At 66.6% G+C, this 1610-nt stretch carries 2 protein-coding genes; one reads left to right on the top strand and one right to left on the bottom strand.

Annotated features, from left to right (window positions below; translation table 11 throughout):
* Positions 1-733, top strand: a 733-nt coding sequence (locus VGL01_RS09805; protein WP_331568772.1) for a CaiB/BaiF CoA-transferase family protein, incomplete at its 5' end; no start/stop codon positions are given.
* Positions 734-784: 51 nt separating this feature from the next.
* Here the strand turns inward: VGL01_RS09805 and VGL01_RS09800 are convergent.
* A complete protein-coding gene (locus tag VGL01_RS09800; RefSeq protein ID WP_331568770.1) occupies positions 785-1336 on the bottom strand; it encodes an RBBP9/YdeN family alpha/beta hydrolase in 552 nt (183 codons plus the stop codon).
* Between the last annotated feature and the right edge of the window lie 274 nt (positions 1337-1610).

Raw genomic sequence — 1610 nt, 5'->3', positions numbered from 1 at the left:
CAGCCTGCCCGGCGGCGGGCCGCAAAAAGCCGGCGTGGCCATCGCCGACCTGATGACAGGGATGTATACGACGGTCGCCGTGCTCGCCGCGCTGGCGCATCGCGAGCGAACAGGCATCGGCCAATACATCGACATGGCGCTGCTCGATGTGCAAGTCGCGATGCTCGCGAATATGGGCTCGAACTATCTGACGAGCGGCCGGCCTCCGCAGCGTTGGGGCAATGCACATCAGAACATCGTGCCTTATCAGGCATTCCAAACGAGCGACGGATGGATCATCCTCGCGGTAGGCAACGATGCGCAATTCCGCAAGTTCGTGCAGGTGGGCGGCCGCCCGGAACTCGCCGACGACGCGCGCTTCGCAACGAACCCCGAGCGCGTGCGTCACCGCGAGGCGCTCGTGCCGATCGTCGCCGACATGGTGAAGGCGCGCGGCAAGCGCGAGTGGATCGAATTGCTCGAAGCCGTCGGCGTACCATGCGGGCCGATCAACGATCTCGCCGAGGTGTTCGACAACGAGCAAGTCCAAGCGCGCGGCATGCGGGTGAGCGTGCCGCACCCGAGCGGTGCACAGGCCGCGCTCGTGCGCAATCCGATCGTGATGAGCGAGACGCCGCCCCAAGTGCGGACCGCCCCGCCGATGCTGGGCGAACACACCGAGGAAGTACTGCGCGGCCTTCTGGGCTACGACGGCGCGGCGATCGCCGATTTGCGCGCACGCGCGGTCATCTGAGCGGCGCGCGGCGGGAGGCGGCAGAGCCCGGCTTCCAATGCCCCGACGCGATCAGCTTTCGAGCGAAGCAAGCCATGCCAGCCCTTCGGGCCAGTCGCCCAGCCCACTTTCGGCGTTGATGTGACCGCGTGGACCAATGTCGATGAAGCGGCTACCCCAGGCCTTCGCGCAGCGCTCGGCGAAGGCGACCCCTCCGTACGGATCGTCGCTGCTCGCGACGACGATCGTCGGAAACGGCAGCGGCTCCATCGGCACATGCTCGTAGCCGTTCGCATCGGCCGGAAATTCCGCCCCGTGCGGATCGGGCACGGCCACCAGCAACGCCCCCGCCACCTTCGATGCCGCACGGTCGCTGTAATGACGCGCCGCCCAAACCACGGCGGTCAAACAGCCGAGGCTGTGCGCCGCGATCCGGACTGGCTGCGGGCCAGATGCCGAAATGGCGCGATCGAGCGCGTCGCACCAATCGTCGCAGACGGGACGCTCCCAATCGGGCATGGCCACGCGCACGAACGTCGGATCGAGCGCCTCCCAGCGCGTTTGCCAGTGTCCGGGGCCGGAATTGGCATAACCGGGCAGAACCAAGGTTTGCTTCGCACTCATGATCGGATGAATCCCTGCTTGGGCGCATGTCGAGTCGACGGCGCGTTTCGGCCGCCGCCGCGTAGTATAAGCGGGGAACGATGACGAATGAGGAGCCGGATCGCTTCGCCATTTCGCGCGTCGAACGTTGAGTCACGCGACCGGCCGCCGGCCCGCCGGGAGCCGCTCAGGTAGAATGATCGGAACCCGCGCGGGCACGGCCCGCCTATTTTGCCGATTCTCATTTTCCGCATGAACAACGAACGCAACGATGCGACGGCCGCTGTGCCGTCCA

Source organism: Trinickia sp. (genome assembly GCF_036503415.1).
Lineage (GTDB): Bacteria > Pseudomonadota > Gammaproteobacteria > Burkholderiales > Burkholderiaceae > Trinickia.
The sequence above is the reverse complement of the archived record's forward strand: the minus strand, read 5'-3'. Positions and strand labels throughout refer to the sequence as shown.